Raw genomic sequence first — 21,162 nt, forward strand, 5'->3', positions numbered from 1 at the left:
ATGCCTCATTTGTAGATTTTTTAATTCTTAGATATTTATTTAGTTCTCAGAATCCTTTTTTAGTTCTTAAAATCTCCTTCAAATTTGGAAAAGGAGTTAAATTGACAGTAACTGTAAATTATGTTGCATTGGTTTTATTCAGCCACTGAGTTGGGTGCTTACAATATCATTAACCAAATTTTTGAAGTTTTCAAGTTCCCTGTAGGGCACCACAGCACCGGCAGCAATGGTATGCCCGCCACCAGCACCGTTAAAGCTTTTAGCCGCCTGTTCAAGTGCAAATCCTAGGTTAACTCCTTTACCAGTCATCTTCATAGTGGTGCGGCCAGAAACCTTGATCTGGTCATGCATTCGTGACAGGGTTATAACTGGCTTTTGAGGATTTAGAAGATCCAGGTCAATGCCTAAACTAGCTAAAGTTCCCATGATCTTCTTTTTTTCCTTATCTTCAGTGTAGATGTACTGGACACATTCCATTTCCTGAGAACCCTCTCTCCTGATCCAGCTGATACCTTTGATAAGGGAGTCATGGTATTTGTTGAGAAATTCCACCCCTTCAGCTACAGCAGACTCCCGATCACCTAAACAAATGCTCAAACCAACAGAATAACGTTTGTTTTTACCACAAGCATCTAAAATTTCAGCGTAATTTTCCAGATTTCTCAGTGCAGGGTTTTCTTTAGGGATACTGTACACGTTACCGAAGATTTGGGGATTCAATTTGGTTAACTGTTCTGTGAGGAAGTCTTTCTCTTCATTGGCCAGGTCCGTGAATTTTATACCGTAAGATATGCCTATTTTTTCCAGAAAGGCCTGGCTTCCTTCAAGATCTCCTGATATTCCAGGAATTGCCGGTTGGAAGGTGTGAGCAAGGGCTTTGTAGAGTGGTTCGACCTTGGAGGCTATTTTGAGATCTTCTTGCTCTTCAACCACCCCAGATTTAGTTGCCTCGGTAAGGATGGTTTGATTGACTCCTTGAAAACCATTAGAGTATTGCATATCTCCAAAAGCACCTACCAGGGCCAATCCTGACAATTCTACTTTTTTTAATGGGCGTACAGTTAGATATGTTACTCCGGATGCACTTACATCACGGGTTCCGTCCAGTCCAAATAGATGTGGATTTACATGTATCAAACTTTCCGCATCGTCTCCGGTTTGGTCCATGGTCTGATGGTGGTCTGCGATTATGGCCTGACCATTGAGTCGGCTGATTCTTTCCACAAAACCACTACCCATGTCACAGAAAAAGAAGAGTTCATATTTTTCCCTGGCAAGACGATTTAGGACTTCCTCTTTAAGTCGAGGGACCATGGTAACATGAAATTTCCCTCCTTCTTGTGATATGGCATTGCAGATAACACCTGCAGCCGATATGCCATCCGAATCATTGTGGGAGATCACTCTCACCACATGATCACCATCTAAATGCTCTTTGAGGAGCACACCTGCTTCTTCAGCCCTATTTAACAAGTAGTGCTGCTTGTTTTGGTTCATATCTCCATCCTTCAGGGAGTACTCCTTCTCGGGTGTAATATTTCACCAGTCTTCTGATTCGGGATTCAACCAGTTGCAGACCCCGTTTAGTGTGTAGGTCTTTGGGGTTTTCTTTAAGGTGGTCCCTGATGTTCACTGCTTTACGGATGAGGTTCATGAGATCTTCAGGGTATTCTTCGGTCTGGCCGTGTTTTTCCAGGATCTTGGTTATTTTCATGTCTGTTACACTTTTAACGTCCGGAATTCCGTACTGGTCTCTCAGGATTACTCCGATGACACTGGTTGATTTTCCTTCTTTTCTAAGTTTTAAAATTATTTCTTCTATTTCTTCGGTTGAGTATTCAACCCATTCAGGCTTTGCTGCCATTAAATCACCTCTATAATCTTCAATTTTCTTTATTAATCAATTAACCTGATATTTAATTAGTTCATTTTAATTAGTTCATCTATAAGTCAACTGGGGTTTAAGATTAATTAATTCCTGGTGACTATAAATCTTTATACCAGCAGGCAAAATTCTCCAGGGAACGTCGGCGATGGGATAACTCATTTTTTTCTTCTCTAGTGAGCTCACCGAAGGTCTTATCGTATCCTTCTGGTATGAAAAGTGGATCGTATGCGAAGCCATGCTTTCCTTTTTCTTGATGTGCTATTTGCCCTCCGACTACGCCTAAAAAAGTCTTGGGCTCGGTCTTGGGTGTTGCAAACCCAATTACCGACCTGAACTCAGCGTAACGGTCTTGGACATTGTCCATCAGTTTTAAAATGCCCGAATTACCCAGGGTGTCTTGCACGTAAGATGAATAGGTACCCGGAAACCATTTAAGAGAGCGAATAAACAGACCAGCATCTTCTACAATGATTGGTTTTTCCAATCGTCTGGCAACATCTTTTCCTCCGAAGATGGAAACGTCTGCCAGTTCTCCTTGGATTTCTGGGTAGCCCAGATCTATGTGTTCCAGTTCGATATCGAACTTTTGGAAGATTCCTTGAGCTTCTTTTACTTTGTGTTGGTTACCAGTTATAAAGGTTATGACTAAACTATCTTCATTTTTATTCATAATGTTTCACCGAAATAATAGATTCTTGGTTAGTAATAGCTTAAATCTTATCACAATAAGCGAACTTATTTCCTTATTTAGAATTTTTATTCAAAATTTTTAATCACAGAGAATTATGTTTTTAAAAGGTAAAGGCATATTTAATAAAAAGTTTAAGAAAAAGAAATTTCAATGGATAGTCATTTAATCAACTTTAATAACCACATTTTCCTCATTAAGGATTTTTTTATAAGCTTCGGCCTCAATAATAGTCTTTAACTTTGATAGAGGAAGTTGTATCCCCTTAGATTCAAGGCCTAATGCAATTTTTTTAATATCCTCATATTCTGCTTTTAAGGATATAACTTGATCATCACCATTTTTCAGGTATTTAACGCGTACTTCTGACTCAAACAGTTTATTTCCAGCTTCGATTGTCACTTTTCGGGAGTTAATCTCAAATGGGAGGGGGATGTGTTCTGTTTTAAAAGTTTTTATTCCTAATGTACCTAATTCCAGGGCAAGTAAAGCAGATACATCTTCCTGGTGTTGTTGGTCAACATCCACTAAAAAAATATATTCAACACGTCCTTTTTTAGTGATACCATTAAGGACGTGTATGTTTTTGGCTCCTTTCTCCATAGTCCTTTCAATCACGTAAGGCAAGCCTTCGGCTGGTAGATCATCAACAGTAGTCATCAACAGCATTGTTTACCTCATGGATTAAAGTTCTGCCATTATTTTTATAGCACGTTTACAAACTTCTTCTGCTCTTTGAATTCCTCCAGGAATTGCTGAAGATACGTATGCTCCATTCACGGCCTGTTTGGCTATTTCGTTTGGTGTTAGGTCGCTTCCCATTGCAGCAGCCACGGCTGACGGTACTATGATGTTTATAATAGTATGGCCACACAGTTGTAATTCGGTCACTGGAACAGCTGCTAATGGAATCACTTCCAATATGTCAGTTTTTTTGTTGATCACTGCATCTGGGATCACATTCTGGGATAAACCATCCAGTACTATTTTTTTTCCATCAATGGTTATTTCTACTGCTGCGTCTGTGTCGAATCCACAGTATCTTTTAAGGAAGGCATTAGGACTTCTTCTAGCGCATCCTTGGTAACGGGTTATATCTATCTTTATATCTTTTCCCATCATTTGACTGAAAAGGACACTGCAGGCATTTTCCACATTTTCCACTTTCTCATCGTCCAGCATGCGCACAATGTTATCCAGTTTGTTGCCTTCTTTCAGTTTATCGTAGGTGAATTTAGCTCGGTCAGATACTGCACGTGTTAGTCCACCATCTGTGGCCAGTATCATTGCTTTGGTCACTGGTCCTCTTTTAACCTGTTCTGATTTACGAGATATGGTGTTGGTGGCTACTTTGGCCAGTTCTGGTTCAAGCCAAAAGTTTTCTTTGATTTCTTTTATTTTTTCTGAGGCAGCCTCCAAGTCTCCATCGCTGCTGATGAGCACTTTCATGGCCAGTACCGCATCTGCAGTCATATGACCTAGTGGGGGTTGTAATGGTCCACCAGAGAAACCTGCACCAATGGCCAGGGATTCTTCGAATGAGGATAACATTTCTTCGAAGGCCATCATACCTATAACTGAAGGTCCTCCAATATCTTTTAATATAACACCCAAATCACCCACCAGGCGCGCGGTGTCATATTCCTCTCCGGTTCCTCTGATATGAAGTTTTTCAGGGAGTCCCGTTGCTTGAACTGCACCTACTCCGGCAACGTATGCACTGTTGTCTTTGAAAATTGCGCCGTATTCCTCCCCGACTTCGGAATCAGGATGGACTATTTCCAGTATAGCTGCAGCTCCAAATATTGCGGCGGTTATTGGGCTGGGGGGCATGCCTACGTTGGCATAAGCTTTTAACATACCCTTTGCCCCTGCGGCCGCGCCATTTTTCGCAATTTCTGGGAAAGCTACGTCTTCTCCTAGGGCTCCGTGGCCATAAAGTGGCCCTCCACCCACACCCATGGGCATGATGCTTCCGTCTACTTCGGGGATGATCTTATTCTCATAAACAGCATCATATACAGCTCTAACTGCCGCATATCCAGATATCCTGTTGTTTACCTTGGCGGTGGGCACGGCTATGACACCGCAACGATCTACTCCTGCGATTATCCTGGCCATTGCCCCTAACTTCCTGTTACCTGCGGGTACTCCTGCCTGGGCATTGGTACCTGCGAAATAACAAAGACAAGCACTTATGAGGGCGGCATTTGCTGGGTCAGCTCCTGCGAGCTCTGCTGCTTCTATTGCTTTTCTTAATACGTCATCTATCGGTAATCGTTGGACGTTGTGGTCAGTGAGTCTTATTTCTGTCCCCCTCAGAACATCTTCAGCAATGGAGTTTGCTGCGCATATGGCAGCGATGTTTAACATACCATGACCTTTGGTCAGAGCTTCTATCCGATCATTGGTCATCATATCTATATCGGAGGTTGAAGCCATAATTGCTGCAATTATTTCTTTTTCCATAGAATCACTGCGTATATTTTATGGAGATGGTTTCATATAATTTTTTTCCGACAACATGGTTCTATATTAACTTAGATCAAAAAATTATTATGTGGGATGCTTTATATGGAAGTTTTAAATCGTAATATCACTTTAAAATACTTGTTAAAATGGAAATAAACATTTAAAAAACTAGTGTGATCTAAACTAGTAGAGTTAATGGGCTGATATAATTATATCTTCCTTGAATGTTCCTACTCAATATTTTTTTGTGTGGTTATAAAAAAAATTATAACTTATAACTAATAAGTTATAACTTTCTAGTTATTTTTAGGAGGTGTAACGACCCCTGCTTTCAATTTCATTAATTTTACCCACAACTTCTTTACTATCTCTAGCACCGCCATATCCTTTAATTATGGCATCAAAACAGATCTGACTGATGTCATGGTGAATTCCATTAATGGCCTTCTTGAATACAAGAAGATCCACCCCCTTATCTTCAACCAGATCAGAGATTTTTCCCAGGCCAAAGTCGATAAAAACCAGTCTATAGTCCTCATTTTCCGTATTTGGACTTAAAATAATGTTACTGGTGGTGAGATCCCCATGGATTATGCTGCAGTCATGGAGGCGGGCCACATTTTCACCAATACCTTCTGAAATTGAAATTATTTCTGATATATCTAGGGGAGTTTTCTTGCTGAAAACTTCTTTAACTTCTTTTCCTGGAATTTTTTCCATGGTGATGATGCTTTCAGTCGGGTCCACATCGTAAATCAGGGGGGTAACAACCCCACAACGTTTTGCTTCTCCCAGGAGCTTTGCTTCTTTTTTGGTTCGCTTCTTGCGAAGATAGGTGTCAATCTCCCGGATTCTATATCCTTTGGGGATTCTCTTTTTTAGGAGCACTTCCTCACCAAGATAGTGATCAGGGTAGATGTTGGCCTCTGCACCTTTAGCCACTAATTCTGGAGGTAATTCCAGTTTCAGGGATGATTTTTCCCTCCAGGGAACATCCACCTTGTCGGTACGGTAACGCTGTATAACATTAGTATCCTTGATGGCCTGTTTAACACCATGTTTGTGCATTAAAAGACCCAACCAGGCTATCATAGCACCATTATCTCCACAGTATTTCATTTCTGGCATGTAAAACTCTGCGTAATGTTCTCTGGCCATGATCTCCAGCATCTTGCGCAGGTGCTGATTGGCGGCAACACCACCCACCAGCAGTACCTCTGACTTATTGGCATGGGCCAGTGCCCGTTCAGTCACCTCCACCAGCATGGAAAAAGCAGTTTCCTGCAGACTGTAACAGACATCTTCCAGACGAGATCCAGATTCATATTTACGGATGGCAGCAGTGAGCAACCCTGAGAAGGATAAATCCATACCCTTCACAGTGTAGGGTAATTTAATGTAATTTTCAGATTTTTTGGCCAGTTCTTCTACTCTGGGGCCCCCAGGATGTCCTAAACCAACTTCACGGCCGAACTGATCCAGACAGTTGCCAATGGCGATATCCAGGGTCTCTCCGAAGATCTGGTAACGACCAGAATCAAATGCAATCACCTGGGTGTTCCCTCCACTGACGTAGAGTGTCAGGGGGTCCTGGCATCCAGTAGTCAGCCTGCCAATTTCTACATGGCCTATGCAATGGTTCACACCTATTATGGGCACACCTAGCATGAGAGCCAGGCTACGTGCAGCTGTGGCCACGGTGCGTAGAGCAGGTCCCAGACCCGGTCCACGGGCAAAAGACACCAGATCAACATCGTCAAGCTCTAGATTGGCTTCTTCCAGTGCTTGTTTAATAAGCGGAATCAGGTTTTCAGCATGATGTTCGGCTGCCTCACGAGGATGTATTCCTCCCTTCTCTGGAATGAGAGCATTACCCTGGGAAGCCAGAATGTTGCCTTCAGAATCTACAATTCCCACACCAGTTTTCTCGGCTGTTCCCTCTAATCCTATACATATCAATTGGATCACACTTTAAAATTCTGAAAATGTTATTTTAATGAATTTAATCAATAAATTGATTTAGATTAGTTACGTTTAATTGATAGTTTCTTGTAATTCCTATGTTATGGTTACAAAATACAGTAACTTATTTGTCTGGTAACAAGTTTTTATTTTATATATCACCTCACCCTATCCTTTATAAGTGAAGGTTCACTAGTGGATTTTGGATTGATAACATGGATAAGACCGTTAAAAGTTTCGGATCACGAGACATACTACACAAACTACAGAATAAGGATTCATTATTTTTATGCGTAATTGCATCTACATTAACATCACGTATACCTGATATAACTGGTGCGGGAGCTTCACCTGAGCTCACTGATTACACACCAGCCGCAGATGTGGAGTTGATTGCTCATGGTGAACCCAAATGTCTTCCGGACATACCACAAACAGTGGTGGAAGATCAGGCCGCACCCACCCCAGCAGTAATCACTAAAGCATCCCTTGAAATGGCCGATATTCCTTTTTTAGTAGCGGATGCGGGTTCTGCTGTCAAACCCAACCTTCCCTATGTTAATATAAATGATAAACAGGGACAAAATATTTTAACCGGCAAAGCAGTTGAAAATCCCGGTAAAATATTTAACAAGGGTAAAATGTTGGGAGAAACCCTTTCCAGACTCACCAGTTACGTTGTAATTGGTGAAAGCACTCCTGCCGGCACCACCACTGCTTTAGGGGTTCTGGAGGCCATGGGCTATGATGCCTGGGGTAAGGTCAGTGGAAGCACACCGGAAAACCCCCACTCACTCAAACGCCAAACCGTGGAAAAAGGTCTTCAGGCAGCTGGTTTACTGGATAAAATTCCTCTGGATCCATACCAAGCAGTGGGGGCTGTTGGAGATCCAATGATTCCTGCAGTGGCAGGGATCACTGCAGGGAGTACTGTACCTGTGATTTTGGCAGGCGGAACACAGATGACTGCGGTGTGTGCATTCTTAAAAGAAGCAATCACTGATTTTAATTTTGATGAGGTTTCTATTGCCACCACCATATTCGTGGCCAAGGATGAAACTTCCGATATCAACTTCATTGCCCGGCAAATTGCACCATTGAACATATTTGCAGTTGACCCTGGATTTGAAAAATCAGAAACCCATGGACTTATAAATTACACCCGGGGAGTGGTTAAAGAAGGTGTTGGGGCTGGAGGGGCAATGCTAGCTGCTAATCTTAAAGGGGTCTCGGTAGATGATATCAGATTAAAAACAGAGGAACTTTGCCGGGAAATTTTTTAAGGGAGGATTAAAAAGGGATTTATCCCTTTTACCATGCGTTATCTAATTTGTTGGGAAAATTCAACCATTTTTCTAGTACCCGAAGGTTGGAAAATTGAAGATGCCTTCCTGGAAAAATACACCAATTAGACCTGGAAAAAGGATATAACAACTCAAAACAATAACCTCAAATGATGGGGGAGATGTTTAATGTCTGAAGATAGTAAAAATAAAAATTTTCCATATATCCGGCTTTCATATACTCTTCGTGAAAACAGTCCGGTTCACATAGGGCTAAATCCACTTAAAATTAAGCCCATCAACCGTATTAGTCTGGGAGATAACTATAACACTTCTTCAATCACAGCTGAAAACCATTGCGGAACTCACATAGATGCTCCAGCACACTTTGTTCTTGGTGGGAGATTTATTTCTGATTACGGGCCAGAAGAACTCAGATTTACACATCCTCTGGTTTTGGATTGCCCTAAAAAACCAGGGCAGTTGGTTGATGTGGAAGATGTTTCAAAAATTATTGATGATAACCTGGACTGTCTCCTGCTTTGCACAGGGTTTCATCAGTATCATGATACAGACCGGGAATTGTATCTTGAACAAAATCCTGGAATTTCTCCAGGGGCAGTTTACTATTTAAGGGATAATTTTCCTCATTTACGCTGTGTTGGAATAGATTCAGTATCTATGTCTCGATATGGTCATGCAAAAGAATCAATGGAAGTTCATCAAACTGCCTTTAGAAAGAATGAAGATTTTGGAAAACCTTTGTTGTTTGTGGAAGATTTGGACCTTTCAGGCATTGATAATAACACTCAGATCCAGGAAGTCCTGGTTGTGCCCTGGCAGGTGGGAGATCTTGATGGTGCTCCATGCACAGTTCTGGCTGAAATTTCTCAAAAATGAAATTAAATAAAATCGATTAAATTTAAAAATTCATAAATTGAGAATCATTCTGTTCTGTTATTTCCACATGAAAGTCAGAATTAAGGTTACAGCACCAACTATCCAGCAGTAGTAGGCAAATATTACCAGGCTGTGCTTTTGAATGTAGCTCATCATAAATTTAACAGCCAGGTAGCTGAATATCATTGCCGATAAAAACCCAGCAACTGCCACTCCCATGTTCGTATCAAAACTAACAATGTCTTTTGCTTGTATAAGCGCAGCACCCAGTATTGCAGGTATGGAAAGTAGGAAACTGTAACGGGCTGCTAATTTTCTTTCCAATCCTGAGAATATTCCGGCAGCTATGGTTGATCCAGAGCGGGATATTCCAGGGGCAATGGCAAATCCCTGGAAAAGTCCTATGACCAGCGAATTGGTGAAAGTAACTTCTTTAATCTGTTTATCTTCCTTATCCTTGTTTCTTTTGGCAATCCATTCTGCACCCCATAAAATAACTCCAGTTATGAGAAGGAAGAAACCAACTGCAGCAACTGAACTGAAGAGGGTTTCAAACTCATTTTTAAAGATCACTCCCATCAAACCGGCAGGGATGGTACCAACGATCACCAACCAGGTCAGTCTTTTAAATGAGTCTTCTTTGAGATTTTTTTTGAAGTTTCCCTGGAAAATGTCGATGATGCTGGATATAAAAGCCCGTATCATGGCTAAAATATCTTTCCAGAAGTATCCCACCACAGCGGTTATTGTTCCAACATGTAAAAGGGTGTCAAAGGCTAAACTTGATTTTACACCCATTATTTCAGGTACTATAACTAAATGAGCTGAGCTGCTGATGGGTAAAAATTCAGTTAAACCCTGAACAGCGCCCATGATAATTGCTTGAATAATGTCCATGAATAAATCTCCCTTTCTTTGATAATATCTTTATTTTCATTTTGTTAATTTGATGGTTTTCCTTACATCTCACTTACAAGAATTAATGACTACCTTTCCATGTAAACCCTGTGCTTATAACTTATAAATTGTAACTTATAAGTTATAACTTATTATTAATTCGTGCTTTAAATCATGTTAAAATATTTTTACACCTTTAATGGGGGTTTTTTTCAAATATTTATAATTACTTATTTCCTAAAAGTTTTAGCATTTTATTCAGATCAGCACACATCCAGAACATTCAATTTAATTAATTGTTAAACCGTAAAATAAAGTTTTTCCAGTTTTCAGTGTCATTTTACTTTAATTTACCTGCAATTTCCAACCAACTCTAACTGTTATAGTATTCTTGATGAATAAATCTCTAATTGGGTGTGTGAAAAAAATAACGGTAAAAAGGAATAAATAAAATTTTAACTAAATACATGTATTTTTAACTAAATAAAGGTCAGCCAACCATAAACATCATCTGCATCGGCTTTTAAAATTTCAAAAAACCGTTCCTGTAGTTTTTTTGTTATTTCGCCACGTTTCCCAGTACCCACAGTTATGCGGTCAACAGATCTGATGGGGGTGACTTCTGCTGCAGTGCCTGTTAGGAAGAGTTCATCAGCAGTATAAAGCATTTCCCGAGGGATTTCTTCTTCTCTAACTTCTAAATCCATATCTTTTGCCAGGGTTATTATCGAATTCCTGGTTATCCCATCCAGCAAGGAAGAAGCACGTGGTGGTGTCTGTAAAACTCCGTTTTTAACTATAAAAATGTTTTCTCCACTTCCTTCACTGACCATTCCCTGGTAATCCAGCATTATTGCTTCATCATAATTGTTGGCTACGGCTTCCATCTTGGCCAACTGGCTGTTCATGTAGTTGGACCCTGCCTTGGCCATATTGGGCATGGTGTCAGGGGCCATACGGCGCCAAGTGGATACACCCACATCCACACCCAGTTCAAGGGCTTCCTCTCCCAAGTATTTTCCCCAGGCCCAAACAGCAATAATGGACTCAACAGGACAATTCAAGGGATATACTCCCAGTTCTCCGTATCCACGGAATATGGCCGGGCGAATATAGCATGCATCAAGTTCATTTATCTTTATGGTGTCAACGATGGCTTGACAGAATTCATCCTGGGTGTAAGGGATTTCCATCCGATAGATCTTGGCCGAATTATACAGTCGCTCCACATGTTCTTTTAACCGGAGTATTGCCGGCCCCTTTTTAGTATTATAACATCGTATTCCTTCAAACACGCTTGATCCGTAGTGAACCACATGAGATAATGCGTGAACATTTGCTTCTTTCCAATCAACGAACTCTCCATTAAACCATATTTTTCCTGACTCGTCAAAGGCCATTAATATCCCTCATAAAAAATAAATATATTTAGATAGATTCTTCCCAAATCTATTGGTCAAACTAGTTATTAAATTGTATTTCCCATCATTGTTTTTATGACAAGTCTGATCTTGGAAAACTTTATATAATCTAGCAGCCAAACCATGGAAGTGCTAACTATGGGCCGGTGGTCTAGGGGTATGATACCTCGCTTACAACGAGGTGATCAGGAGTTCGAATCTCCTCCGGCCCACTCTTAAAATCTTTATTTAGTCTTTGTTTCTTTAAAAAAGTAGATAAATCCTTTTAAAATCTTATTAAATCTTTAAGGGCCGGTGGTCTAGGGGTATGATACCTCGCTCACACCGAGGTGATCAGGAGTTCGAATCTCCTCCGGCCCATTCTGCTTTCTTGTAACTGATTCGGATATTGCTCTTCACAAATTACGTGTGGCTATGATAAAATTAACATCATACTGGGTCACACTTCAAATACTTCTTCACTTTTTTAAGAATTCTTCGGTGTGCAGAAAAATGGGATTCTTCCACTTAACTGGTAGAAAAAGTTATTTCTCAAGTTGGCAAAAATCCATTTTTACTATTTAAAACTAGAGTATTCCCTATTTAAAACTAATTTTTAAAAATTTTAAGTTAATTTATAGTTTAAAAGAATATAATGGCAAGAACGTAGATCACCAGGACAACGAAGAATACAATGGTTCCTTTGGTTAGAATAGTATTCAAATCACGATCTGAAACTAGCACCAAGCCATAAGATAGCAAAGCAGCGATTATTATTTTATAAATGCCAAATGTGGCTGTGTTTGTCCCGTTACTCATGAAATAGGTAATGAGCGATGAGAGTAGAAAGACAATAATGATTAATGACACGGTATTGGTGAGGATTGGTTTTAAACCAGGAGTTTCAGGTAAAGAAATGGATTTTGAGAACGCGCCATGGGTTTTACCCCTATCTAAACTACCCTTCCCACGACTGAAGAAACTGGAAGAATTTTTTGGAAATGATGACGCAGTTTTTGAAGACGGCGTGTATTCTTCGGTTGTTTCGGCAGCACCTGCCTCTTCTCCCTCATATACTTCAGCTCCACCATATTCACTCCTTTGAGCGGAGAATTTCTTGGCTAACACCATTAAACCATCTTTATCAATGGTTTTAATGTTCCTTCTACCAGCATAATTAATTGCACTGTTGGTGAAGTAGGAAGTGGTTACCACCACGACCTTAGAAGCTTTAAGGGTTTTTGCAACCATTTCCATTTCCTTCAAAACGTCTAAACCAACTTCCCATCGGTCATCATAGTTTTTACAGGCTACAACTACTCCAATATCGCCAAGAACGGTGGGCAGAACTCCATATATGTCAATAATGTGTCTGGAGGTCTGGAAGTTTCGGTAGACCTTGAAGCCGGATTCTTCCATTATCCTTGCCATGAACTTTATTAATCTGTTTTTGTCCAATTACCCCACCTTCAAACAGGGATGATTTAACATCAAATCATAATTTCATTATCTATTTGATTATACTATTTGTTTTCTACTTCTTTATACTTAAAACTGTTCCCTTCCTTAACCAGTAATCATCACGCAAACTATTTAGAGGTGAAGGTATAAATTTGCCCCTATGACCATTCTCCTCACTAATGATGATGGGGTAAACTCATCAGGCATCATGGCAGCCAAAAAAGCCGCCGAAAACCTGGGTGAATCTATTGTAGTGGCCCCAGCTACTCAGCAAAGTGGAATAGGACACGCATTGACTCTTTTTGAGCCTGTTAGAGTTACCAACACCAACATGCCTGATGGAACTGAAGCGCATATGGTTTCTGGAACCCCCACCGATGCGGTGATTATAGGAATCTTCCAAATTGCCCAAAAAAAGCCAGATTTAGTTATTTCTGGAATTAACATCGGAGAAAACCTGGGTAAATCTGAGTTAACGACATCTGGGACCATTGGAGCGGCCATGGAAGCTGCTGTTCATGGTGTCCCTGCACTTTCTGTATCATTGCAAGTGACTAGGGATGACATGAAATTCCACGACGGTCAGGTGGGAATAGACTTTTCTCATGCTGAAAAAATGACAGAGAAAGTGGCCAAGATGATACTGGATAAAGGTTTACCAAGTGGAGTTGATTTTTTAAATCTTAACATTCCATCTCACCCTAAAAGTGACGAAATCAAGCTTACAAGTTTGGGTGAGAGAATGTACCGGATACATATTCAAGAACGCCTCGATCCCAGAGGAAGGCCCTACTACTGGATAGATGGGGATTCTGTTGAGGATGATCAAAAAGGCACCGATGTACACACACTTAAACGCGAAAAATGTGCAACAGTAACCCCTATTACTTTGGATTCTACATCTCCTCTCGATCTAATGAATGATTGGCTGGAATAATTGGATTATTTTTAATACAAGTACAATTTTTTTGGGGATGATGGAAGCAATCGAACCATTTAGCTAATTAGTTCGGATTTCCCAAAGGATATTTTCCATGACTATCAAAGTATTCAACAGAAAATAGTTTGTTTATTAAAGTGATTTGATGATGGCCCGAGACGTCCGTAACAGGATAATAAAGAAGGGATCCCTGGTACAATACATTGGAACCAGAACCCAAGGAAAAGTAGAAGAAATATCCACAAACAATAACCGAACATGGGTTCGAATAGATTCCACAGGACTTTTGTACCGTTCTGATTATCTGGAGTTGTTTGATGGCCAACAACAGCCTCAAAAAAAATCAAAAAAGAAAATGAGTATCAAAGAGAAGGTATTGCGTTCCAGAGGATTCAGATCCATAGCTCCCACTGAGATCTCTGATCATAATGATGGTCCGGGGTATGGTGGAGGTTAATCAGTAGTTCATGGTCTTGGATTTGATGGGTATCACCAGTCTCTATTTTTCTGTTCAACCGGGTTCATCAAGGATCATCACTTCTACTGTAGACCAAAGCCATGAATTTAATGGTGATCTTATTGGGTTTTTATCAAAATATTTTCTACTGTAGATTAAATTTATCTTGGAATTGGTTGGCAGAATGAGCATATTTTCTACAGTAGAAGCCATTGAATATGGTCAAAAAAATGTTTATTTTGGTTAAAACGGTCAAAAAAGAGGTTATAGTACTTCTATTCCAAGAATGTCATTGGCACCTTTAAAAACATCCCTGGCAATCTGTGCACTGCCCACTGATCCAGAGGTGGGTGGAAGCATAACTACTCTTCCCATATCTTCAACTCTTTTTTTAAGTGCACTGTAGAAATCAAATGGGTCCTGCATGGATCCCACTGAACCAGTGAGTACCACTCCCTGAAGTTCTTCCTGGGCAACTCCAAACAGACCCCAAATTTCCATCACTATGGTCATGAGCATGGTCTCCATTGCCAGCTGGGCACGGGAATCTCCATTGCGATACTTTTCCAGGAGCACATCCTTGGCATGGGCAACTTTTTCATCTATCCCTGCCACTTTAACCGCCCCTGCACGGGAAAAACACTGATTGGCAGTGCGCGTGCCTTCATCAATATCACGAATCATCTTCAGATCAAGGGGACCATGAACAATACCCATGGAACCAAGACAGGCATCCACAGCTCCTTTGATTTTCCTGTTCTCCAGAAGAATGCTGACAGTGTTGGAGCTAATATCAGACACAATGAAATTCTCAAAACCGGTTTCAAGATGGGCATTGTAGCATATACTCACCTTTTCTGCACTGGCATGATGTGAATAAGCCGCTTTGAAACGAGGATCCATACACGGGGTGTTTTTATGCAGCCCGGGAATTAAAACAGTGGGAATTCCTGAGTTTTCAATATCTTCATAAACTGCGGTTCCTCCTCCAGTAACCTTCCCTGCCCCTTCAATGGAGAGAATCCCACGATCTTTAACCTTACTTAAGGGGGTTATTTTGTTTATGCCATCCCCCATGGCATAAGTGATGGCCATTAATTGGATGGAATCAAGTTTGACCCTTTTTGAAAGTTCTTCAACAGCGGAAACATCACCTGCTGAAAGTTCATCCCTACCAATCTTAAAATGAACAGGTTCATCGTGTAAAACTGTAAAAGAAACACCGGTAGTACCATGATCCATACCAACGAATACCATTTTTAGCCCACCATACAGATTTAGGTTATTAAGTATCAAATTAAGGAATTTATCTAATTGAAGATTTTAAAAAAATTGGGAATAAAAAAATAATAGAAGGGTTATTCTTCTAAACCGCAAAGTTTCCGCAGTTTTTTACCCTTTTTTTCAATTTCCAGTTCACTTTCAATGGCACGCATCCTGTTAAGCTGAGGTCGACCCGCCTGGTTCTCAATAGCCCATTCTTTAGCGAACTTACCAGTCTGAATCTCTTTCAAGATTTGTTTCATTTCTTTCCTGGATTCTTCGGTTATAACTCTATCTCTACGGGTCAGGCCTCCGAATTCTGCGGTGTTACTCACATCATTCCACATGCCAGCGAAGCCTTTCTGGTATATCAGATCTACAATTAATTTGAGTTCGTGGCAGGTTTCAAAGTACGCCACTTCTGGCTGGTAACCAGCTTCCACCAGGGTCTGGAAACCTGCTTTGATGAGTTCAGTGGCCCCTCCACATAGTACGGCCTGTTCTCCGAAGAGATCGGTTTCGGTCTCTTCTTTAAAAGTAGTTTCCAGAACACCTGCACGGGTGAGGCCGCTTCCCTGGCCCATGGCCAGAGCAATCTGCAGAGCATCACCAGTGTAATCTTGTTCCACAGCTACTAATCCAGGAACACCAAATCCATCTAAATATTGTTGTCTGACTGTGGAACCAGGCCCTTTAGGTGCTATCATGGTAATATTGACATTTTTTGGTGGTTTTATGTACTGATAGTGAATGTTGTATCCGTGGGAGAAGCTTATGGTGTTTCCCTCTTTAATACCATCTTTGATGTTTTTTTCGTAAACCTGGGCCTGTATCTCATCTGGAATGAGTATATGAATAACATCCGCTTCTTTGGACGCTGCTTCAACAGTCATAACTGGCATATCATGTTCAATTGCAGTTTCCCATGAGTCACCGCCTTTCCTAAGTCCTACAATAACATCTAACCCACTATCGGCCATGTTTCGGGATTGGGCCATTCCCTGACTTCCGTATCCTATAACGGCTACGGTTTTATCCTTAAGTACATCCATATTCACATCTTTTTCATAATAAATCTTCATATAAGGTCACCTCTTTTAAAATTGAAAAGAAATACCGTTTCGGGGTTATAAGAAATACTTTTACCTCAAATCGCTATGTCTAATAATTGTTGGAATTTCATTAATAAAGTTTACCCTGAAAAACTGGGGATAAAATGCTCTTAAAATCTAAAATACCGTAATGAAATCAAATATTTTAGAATAAAAATCACGGTAGCAACTTTTGATCGTAAATTGGCTGTAAAAAAATAGAAAAGAGGACTTCGTCTATTTAAACTCTTAAATAGTTTTTGAACCTCTTGATATGGCGGTTGGACCTGTACGGGCAATTTCTTTAATACCATAACTCTTAAGAAGGTCTATAAGAGCGTCTATTTTTTCAGGTGTTCCTGTGATCTCCAGTGTGAGATTTTCAGGCCCCACATCAACGATTCTTCCCCGGAATATGTTGGCATACTGAATGATCTCTGAACGGGCCCTTTCAGAAGTGGCATGGGTCTTGATCAGGCACAATTCCCTGGTCACTGTACCTTCTGCATCCAGGTCCCGGACTTTAATCACTTCGATGATCTTGTTCAGTTGCTTGGTAATCTGTTCCAGAACCCTTTCATCACCGGTAGAGATGATGGTCATACGCGCCAATCCGTCCTGTTCTGAGGGACCAACAGTGATACTGTCGATGTTGAAACCTCGACGGGTGAAAAGACCAGCAACACGCTGTAATACACCGGGTCGGTGCATTACAAGAGCACTTATGATATGATTCCGTTGCTCATCCATTTTTAGTCACCTCCAGTTTCCTGGGCAGAGGGCCGGTAGGGTATTTCATTTGGATTTTCCCGTTCAACCTTATATTCTCCCACAATCTCGGTTATACCACATCCTGGTGGCACCATGGGAAGAATTTCGTCAGGATCGATCATAACATCAATCAGACTGGGCTCTCCAGATTTTAAGGCCTCTTGGAGTGTTTCTTTCATCTCACCTGGACGTTCAACACGGTAAGCACCAACTCCAAATGATTCGGCCAGTTTAACAAAGTCAGGCATGGCTTTGAGTTTGGTATGGGAAATACGTTCATCATAGAATAATTTTTGCCACTGGGCCACCATTCCCAGATACCGGTTGTCCAGTACACAAACCACCACGGGGATGTCATATTCTTTAACAGTGGCCAGATCTTGGCAGACCATTAAAAAACCCCCATCTCCACAAACCGCTACCACGTCATTATCTGGCATGGCCACCTTTGCCCCCATGGCGGATGGGAATCCGAATCCCATGGTTCCCAGACCTCCTGATGATAGGAATTTTCGGGGATTCATGGAGGTGAAATAATGGGCCATCCACATCTGGTTCTGACCAACATCCGTGGTGAGGATGGTGTCATCAGTAACTGCTTCAGATATTTCCTTTATAACCTGTTGAGGTTTTAAAGGAACATCATCAAATGAAATTCGTGGCATGCAACTGGCACGGAAACTCTTAACATAATCCACCCAGTCAGGGGGGCCCTGGTCTTTAGTCTGGGATATCACCCGCACAAGATGGGAGAGGATGATCTTAGCATCACCCACAATGGGTAAATCCACAGCCACATTTTTCCCAATCTCGGCCGGGTCCACGTCAATATGAATCACTTTAGCATTAGGGGCGAATTTGGTCACATCTCCAGTGGTACGGTCTGAAAACCGACAACCTACAGCAATGAGGCAGTCACACTCATCCACTATCATGTTGGATGCCACACGCCCGTGCATTCCCAGCATACCTAAGGCTAAAGGATGGTCCTCTGGGAAACAGCCTTTACCCATTAAAGTGGTGGTAACTGGAGCTCCAATCAATTCTGATAGATGTTGAAGCTCTTTCGATGATTCAGAATGAATTATTCCGCCACCGGCAAGTATCACCGGTTTTTTAGATTTCAATATAAGTTCAGATGCTTTTTTCACCTGGAGGGGATGTCCTTTTTTGGTGGGCTTGTACCCGGGTAGATCAATGGTTATGTTTTCAGGGTAATCTAATTCTCCTTCCTGAACATCTTTAGGAAGATCCACCACCACAGGCCCGGGTCTTCCGGTTCTGGCTATGTAAAAGGATGATCTTATCATCTGAGGAATTTCTGATGCACCCATGGCCTGATAATTGTGTTTGCTAATGGGCATGGTCATGCCGATGGTATCTACTTCCTGAAAAGCGTCATTACCAATCATAGAAGTACCTACCTGTCCTGCCAGAGCTACAATAGGAGCTGAATCCATGTATGCGGTGGCTATGCCGGTTACCAGGTTAGTGGCACCGGGACCAGAGGTACCTATGCAGACACCTACTTTGCCTGAAGCCCGAGCATATCCATCTGCTGCATGGGCCGCACACTGTTCGTGTCTTACTAGTATGTGTTTGAGATCTGAATCGTAGATTACATCGTACAAGGGGAGTAGAACTCCTCCAGGATATCCGAAGACTACGTCCACTCCCTCATCGGTTAGTGACTTAATTATGGCTTGACTGCCTTTCATTTTTAACACCATTTGTGTTTCGTTTTACAAAAGTTCATGGCAATAGAAAAAAAATCCATGACATAATTTTACTTATATGCCGGTTTTACTTTTCATGGTATATGTATTTTCATGTAAGATTATGACTTTCTCATGAAGGCTACAATCTGAACTAGTGCATAAAAAAGACAGGAATATATGTGTGAAATTAAAGATGTTTAACTAGGATACAATGGAGGATTATTAATATGAAGATTCTGGTGGTAGGAACTGGAGCAAGGGAACACGCCATTTGCCAGGCGTTGCATGAAGAAGCTGAACTTTATTCTATAATGAGCAACCAAAACCCGGGAATAGCTCGAATTTCCCAATTTAAGATTGGAAGTGAAATGGATATTGAAGGAGTAAAAGAACACGCCCTTAAAATGAGGGTGGAAATGGCCGTAATCGGACCAGAAGCACCTTTAGAACACGGTATTGTGGACACGCTCCAGGAGGCCGGAATTCCCTGTGTGGGACCAACCAGTCAAGCTGCCCGGATCGAGACTGACAAGGCATTCATGAGGGATCTTTTTGAAGAACATAAAATTCCTGGGTCTATAGCCTATGGAGTATTTGACAATCTAAAAGATGCTGGGGATTTCATCGATGACTTTGGAGAGGACGTTGTAGTAAAACCTGTAGGTTTAACTGGGGGTAAAGGTGTTAAAATCGTAGGAGAACATCTTAAAGACTCTGAAGATGCTAAAACTTACGTAAAAAAGATAATAAATAATAAAATTGGGGGACACGCCAGTGTGGTTATTGAAGAACGTTTGCTGGGAGAAGAATTCACAGTACAGGCCATGGTAGACGGAGACAATCTGGTGCCCATGCCTGCAGTCCAGGATCATCCACATGCCTATGAAGGTGACCAGGGACCCATCACTGGTGGAATGGGATCATACTCTGAAAAAAACGGCTTATTGCCATTTTTGGATCAGAAAAACTATGATGCGTCGGTTAAAGTCATGGAAAAAACCATAAAAGCGGTTAAAAAAGAGGGAAATCCCTATAAAGGAGTGCTTTACGGTCAGTTCATGCTCTGTCGGGATGGACCCCGCCTGGTGGAATACAATGCCCGTTTTGGAGACCCTGAAGCCATGAATGTTCTTCCACTTCTGGAAACCAGTATGGTTGAACTTTGCCAGGGTGTAGTTGATGGAAATCTGAAAAAAGCCCAGTTCCATCCGCAAGCAACAGTTTGTAAGTATTTAGTGCCTAAGGGGTATCCTGAGAGTGGAAAAGCAGGTCAACCCATACGGGTGGATGAAGAAAAAATAGAAGCCGAAGGTGGAATGGTTTTCTACGCTGCAGTAAATCAGAAGAATAATAAGGTTTTAACCACTGGATCTCGAGCTTTGGCTGTAGTAACTGCTGCGAACAGCATACAAGATGCTGAAGAAAGATGTGAAAGGGCCACAAAATATGTACAGGGAGATTTGTATCATCGCAGTGATGTGGGGACCAATGAACTCATTGAAAAGCGTATCCAGCATATGAAGGAAATTAGTGGATAATCGAACTTCATTCAAATGTTTAATTAAATTCAGGGCGGGCCAATGACCAGATCAGTGAAGGTCTATCTTAGCTTTTTAATCAGTCAAAATCTTGTATTGATGAAGGTAACTATCCCTCCTTGAACACGAAAAAGTGGCAAAGGAAGCCCAAAAACGTCTGGTAAATAGTTTTAGTAACCAATCCCAGAAATATCGTGATGAATGAATTCTAAATGTTGAAGAAACAATTAAAGATGAAGAAAAACTAAAAAAATGTGAAAAACAGCTTGAAACCATCAAAAGAGTTTACAAACGTGAATTTGGTTGAGTGATAGCTTTTTCATAAACTTTAAGTAAAGGTACAAGTAGATATTACAACTTCCTTCAAAAAAATAAGTAAAGTAATACTCAACTAGGTGTTAATTCAAGTGGCACCGTTCATATAAAATTTTTA

The 21,162-nt window shown here is 41.0% G+C and carries 19 protein-coding genes and 2 tRNA genes; 8 read left to right on the forward strand and 13 right to left on the reverse strand.

What is annotated here, in order from left to right:
• Positions 1-138 precede the first annotated feature (138 nt).
• The 6 genes from recJ to J2743_RS00840 all read right to left on the reverse strand — a co-directional run bounded on the left by recJ (position 139) and on the right by J2743_RS00840 (position 7,016).
• The gene (gene recJ / locus J2743_RS00815; RefSeq protein ID WP_209624430.1) at positions 139-1,497 is read right to left on the reverse strand and encodes a RecJ family nuclease; all 1,359 of its coding nucleotides are present in this window, start codon (positions 1,495-1,497) and stop codon (positions 139-141) included.
• Positions 1,463-1,864, reverse strand: a complete 402-nt coding sequence (locus J2743_RS00820; protein WP_209624432.1) for a 30S ribosomal protein S15 — start codon at positions 1,862-1,864, stop codon at positions 1,463-1,465. The genes recJ and J2743_RS00820 overlap by 35 nt, the downstream gene beginning before the upstream one ends.
• 121 nt (positions 1,865-1,985) lie before the next feature.
• Entirely contained in the window at positions 1,986-2,558 is a 573-nt protein-coding gene (locus J2743_RS00825; RefSeq protein WP_209624434.1) for an XTP/dITP diphosphatase, read from the reverse strand.
• 183 nt (positions 2,559-2,741) lie between these two features.
• Positions 2,742-3,245 carry a nickel pincer cofactor biosynthesis protein LarC2 gene (gene larC2 / locus J2743_RS00830; RefSeq protein ID WP_209624436.1) on the reverse strand — a complete coding sequence of 168 codons (504 nt, stop codon included), beginning with the start codon at positions 3,243-3,245 and terminating at the stop codon, positions 2,742-2,744.
• Positions 3,246-3,260: 15 nt separating this feature from the next.
• The gene (locus tag J2743_RS00835) at positions 3,261-5,045 is read right to left on the reverse strand and encodes a hypothetical protein (RefSeq protein ID WP_209624438.1); all 1,785 of its coding nucleotides are present in this window, start codon (positions 5,043-5,045) and stop codon (positions 3,261-3,263) included.
• 309 nt (positions 5,046-5,354) lie between these two features.
• Positions 5,355-7,016, reverse strand: coding sequence for a bifunctional N(6)-L-threonylcarbamoyladenine synthase/serine/threonine protein kinase (locus J2743_RS00840; RefSeq protein ID WP_209624440.1), 1,662 nt, complete (start codon positions 7,014-7,016; stop codon positions 5,355-5,357).
• Between the two features lie 209 nt (positions 7,017-7,225).
• Here J2743_RS00840 and cobT point away from each other — a divergent pair, with 209 nt between their 5' ends.
• Both cobT and J2743_RS00850 read left to right on the forward strand, forming a co-directional pair.
• Entirely contained in the window at positions 7,226-8,293 is a 1,068-nt protein-coding gene (gene cobT / locus J2743_RS00845; RefSeq protein ID WP_209624442.1) for a nicotinate mononucleotide-dependent phosphoribosyltransferase CobT, read from the forward strand.
• Positions 8,294-8,482: 189 nt separating this feature from the next.
• Positions 8,483-9,193: a cyclase family protein gene (locus J2743_RS00850; RefSeq protein ID WP_209624444.1), complete on the forward strand. Its 711-nt coding sequence runs from the start codon at positions 8,483-8,485 to the stop codon at positions 9,191-9,193.
• Between the two features lie 57 nt (positions 9,194-9,250).
• Here the strand turns inward: J2743_RS00850 and uppP are convergent, their stop codons facing one another.
• Together uppP and ilvE are read right to left on the reverse strand one after the other, a co-directional pair.
• Positions 9,251-10,090, reverse strand: coding sequence for an undecaprenyl-diphosphatase UppP (gene uppP / locus J2743_RS00855; RefSeq protein WP_209624446.1), 840 nt, complete (start codon positions 10,088-10,090; stop codon positions 9,251-9,253).
• 479 nt (positions 10,091-10,569) lie between these two features.
• On the reverse strand, positions 10,570-11,490 hold the full coding sequence (gene ilvE, locus J2743_RS00860) for a branched-chain-amino-acid transaminase (RefSeq protein WP_209624448.1): 921 nt from the start codon (positions 11,488-11,490) through the stop codon (positions 10,570-10,572).
• 161 nt (positions 11,491-11,651) lie between these two features.
• Here ilvE and J2743_RS00865 point away from each other — a divergent pair.
• Both J2743_RS00865 and J2743_RS00870 read left to right on the forward strand, forming a co-directional pair.
• Positions 11,652-11,723 (forward strand) — tRNA-Val (locus J2743_RS00865).
• A gap of 76 nt (positions 11,724-11,799) precedes the next feature.
• Positions 11,800-11,871, forward strand: a tRNA-Val gene (locus J2743_RS00870).
• A 261-nt stretch (positions 11,872-12,132) separates the two neighbouring features.
• Here J2743_RS00870 and J2743_RS00875 read toward each other — a convergent pair.
• On the reverse strand, positions 12,133-12,948 hold the full coding sequence (locus tag J2743_RS00875) for a restriction endonuclease (protein ID WP_245247898.1): 816 nt from the start codon (positions 12,946-12,948) through the stop codon (positions 12,133-12,135).
• 163 nt (positions 12,949-13,111) lie between these two features.
• Between J2743_RS00875 and surE the strand changes: the two genes are divergently transcribed.
• The 3 genes from surE (at position 13,112) to J2743_RS00890 (ending at position 14,502) form a co-directional block, all read left to right on the forward strand.
• The gene (gene surE / locus J2743_RS00880) at positions 13,112-13,888 is read left to right on the forward strand and encodes a 5'/3'-nucleotidase SurE (RefSeq protein ID WP_209624450.1); all 777 of its coding nucleotides are present in this window, start codon (positions 13,112-13,114) and stop codon (positions 13,886-13,888) included.
• A gap of 148 nt (positions 13,889-14,036) precedes the next feature.
• A complete protein-coding gene (locus J2743_RS00885) occupies positions 14,037-14,348 on the forward strand; it encodes a DUF2098 family protein (protein WP_209624452.1) in 312 nt (103 codons plus the stop codon).
• 10 nt (positions 14,349-14,358) lie between these two features.
• Positions 14,359-14,502, forward strand: coding sequence for a hypothetical protein (locus J2743_RS00890; RefSeq protein ID WP_209624454.1), 144 nt, complete (start codon positions 14,359-14,361; stop codon positions 14,500-14,502).
• 110 nt (positions 14,503-14,612) lie between these two features.
• Here J2743_RS00890 and J2743_RS00895 read toward each other — a convergent pair whose 3' ends face one another.
• The 4 genes from J2743_RS00895 to J2743_RS00910 form a co-directional block, all read right to left on the reverse strand.
• Positions 14,613-15,605, reverse strand: coding sequence for a methanogenesis marker 12 protein (locus tag J2743_RS00895; protein ID WP_209624456.1), 993 nt, complete (start codon positions 15,603-15,605; stop codon positions 14,613-14,615).
• Positions 15,606-15,706: 101 nt separating this feature from the next.
• Positions 15,707-16,693: a ketol-acid reductoisomerase gene (ilvC, locus tag J2743_RS00900; protein WP_209624457.1), complete on the reverse strand. Its 987-nt coding sequence runs from the start codon at positions 16,691-16,693 to the stop codon at positions 15,707-15,709.
• Positions 16,694-16,951: 258 nt separating this feature from the next.
• Positions 16,952-17,452 carry an acetolactate synthase small subunit gene (gene ilvN, locus J2743_RS00905; protein ID WP_209624459.1) on the reverse strand — a complete coding sequence of 167 codons (501 nt, stop codon included), beginning with the start codon at positions 17,450-17,452 and terminating at the stop codon, positions 16,952-16,954.
• A gap of 2 nt (positions 17,453-17,454) precedes the next feature.
• Entirely contained in the window at positions 17,455-19,191 is a 1,737-nt protein-coding gene (locus tag J2743_RS00910) for an acetolactate synthase large subunit (RefSeq protein ID WP_209624461.1), read from the reverse strand.
• A 227-nt stretch (positions 19,192-19,418) separates the two neighbouring features.
• On the opposite strand from J2743_RS00910, the gene purD reads away from it, so the two are divergent.
• Positions 19,419-20,729: a phosphoribosylamine--glycine ligase gene (purD, locus tag J2743_RS00915; RefSeq protein WP_209624464.1), complete on the forward strand. Its 1,311-nt coding sequence runs from the start codon at positions 19,419-19,421 to the stop codon at positions 20,727-20,729.
• Positions 20,730-21,162 lie beyond the last annotated feature (433 nt).

Source organism: Methanobacterium petrolearium, from assembly GCF_017873625.1.
GTDB lineage: Archaea > Methanobacteriota > Methanobacteria > Methanobacteriales > Methanobacteriaceae > Methanobacterium > Methanobacterium petrolearium.

What these genes read in the sequence shown, in the direction of transcription:
- J2743_RS00820 (WP_209624432.1), bottom strand. Translation starts at nt 1,864, where the DNA reads ATGGCAGCAAAGCCTGAATGGGTTGAATACTCAACCGAAGAAATAGAA.
- J2743_RS00850 (WP_209624444.1), top strand. Translation starts at nt 8,483, where the DNA reads ATGTCTGAAGATAGTAAAAATAAAAATTTTCCATATATCCGGCTTTCA.
- J2743_RS00895 (WP_209624456.1), bottom strand. Translation starts at nt 15,605, where the DNA reads ATGGTATTCGTTGGTATGGATCATGGTACTACCGGTGTTTCTTTTACA.
- ilvE (WP_209624448.1), bottom strand. Translation starts at nt 11,490, where the DNA reads ATGGCCTTTGACGAGTCAGGAAAAATATGGTTTAATGGAGAGTTCGTT.
- purD (WP_209624464.1), top strand. Translation starts at nt 19,419, where the DNA reads ATGAAGATTCTGGTGGTAGGAACTGGAGCAAGGGAACACGCCATTTGC.
- J2743_RS00890 (WP_209624454.1), top strand. Translation starts at nt 14,359, where the DNA reads ATGGTCTTGGATTTGATGGGTATCACCAGTCTCTATTTTTCTGTTCAA.
- recJ (WP_209624430.1), bottom strand. Translation starts at nt 1,497, where the DNA reads ATGAACCAAAACAAGCAGCACTACTTGTTAAATAGGGCTGAAGAAGCA.
- J2743_RS00825 (WP_209624434.1), bottom strand. Translation starts at nt 2,558, where the DNA reads ATGAATAAAAATGAAGATAGTTTAGTCATAACCTTTATAACTGGTAAC.
- J2743_RS00835 (WP_209624438.1), bottom strand. Translation starts at nt 5,045, where the DNA reads ATGGAAAAAGAAATAATTGCAGCAATTATGGCTTCAACCTCCGATATA.
- larC2 (WP_209624436.1), bottom strand. Translation starts at nt 3,245, where the DNA reads ATGCTGTTGATGACTACTGTTGATGATCTACCAGCCGAAGGCTTGCCT.
- cobT (WP_209624442.1), top strand. Translation starts at nt 7,226, where the DNA reads ATGGATAAGACCGTTAAAAGTTTCGGATCACGAGACATACTACACAAA.
- ilvN (WP_209624459.1), bottom strand. Translation starts at nt 17,452, where the DNA reads ATGGATGAGCAACGGAATCATATCATAAGTGCTCTTGTAATGCACCGA.
- surE (WP_209624450.1), top strand. Translation starts at nt 13,112, where the DNA reads ATGACCATTCTCCTCACTAATGATGATGGGGTAAACTCATCAGGCATC.
- uppP (WP_209624446.1), bottom strand. Translation starts at nt 10,090, where the DNA reads ATGGACATTATTCAAGCAATTATCATGGGCGCTGTTCAGGGTTTAACT.
- J2743_RS00910 (WP_209624461.1), bottom strand. Translation starts at nt 19,191, where the DNA reads ATGAAAGGCAGTCAAGCCATAATTAAGTCACTAACCGATGAGGGAGTG.
- ilvC (WP_209624457.1), bottom strand. Translation starts at nt 16,693, where the DNA reads ATGAAGATTTATTATGAAAAAGATGTGAATATGGATGTACTTAAGGAT.
- J2743_RS00885 (WP_209624452.1), top strand. Translation starts at nt 14,037, where the DNA reads ATGATGGCCCGAGACGTCCGTAACAGGATAATAAAGAAGGGATCCCTG.